The organism is Bradyrhizobium sp. sGM-13 (assembly GCF_018398875.1).
GTDB lineage: Bacteria > Pseudomonadota > Alphaproteobacteria > Rhizobiales > Xanthobacteraceae > Bradyrhizobium.
This window is the reverse complement of the sequence record NZ_JAGWDK010000195.1, coordinates 1-449: the sequence shown is the minus strand read 5'-3', so window position 1 is coordinate 449 and position 449 is coordinate 1. Positions and strand designations below refer to the sequence as shown.

Genomic DNA, 449 nt, shown 5'->3' with positions numbered 1-449 from the left:
GTGGAGGAGAAATCAGCAATCGCGCAGGACAAGCCCGCAGCGATGGAGGAGAAGTCGGCTGCAACGGACGATAAGCCTGCCATCGTAGAGCAGAAGCCGGCGCCCACGGAGGAGAAACCAGCTGTCGTGCAGGACAAGCCGGCGGCCGCGCCGCAGAAGCTGGCCGTCCCGGACGCGAAACCTGCGGTCGTCGGGCAGAAGCCGGCTCCTACCGAGGAAAAGCCAGCGGTTGCGCTCGAGAAGCCCGCCTTGAAGCAGAAATCTGTCGCCAAGCAATCAAAAAGCGCTGTCCAAAGCAAAGGGGCAGAGCACAGTGAACCGGTGCAACCGGCCAGGGCAGCCCACAAGCCGCGCGAGCGGACCGTGGTCATGGTCTGCACCCAATTCCGCACCTACAATCCGTCGTCCGGGACTTACCGAGGCTACGACGGCCAGACGCATTCTTGCCG

Annotated in this window: 1 protein-coding gene; it reads left to right on the top strand. The window is 63.5% G+C overall.

Annotation, left to right across the window (positions count from 1 at the left end; genetic code table 11):
• Positions 1-42: 42 nt before the first annotated feature.
• Positions 43-449 (top strand): BA14K family protein (locus KJQ96_RS38750; RefSeq protein WP_213291193.1); only part of this gene is annotated, 407 nt, incomplete at its 3' end.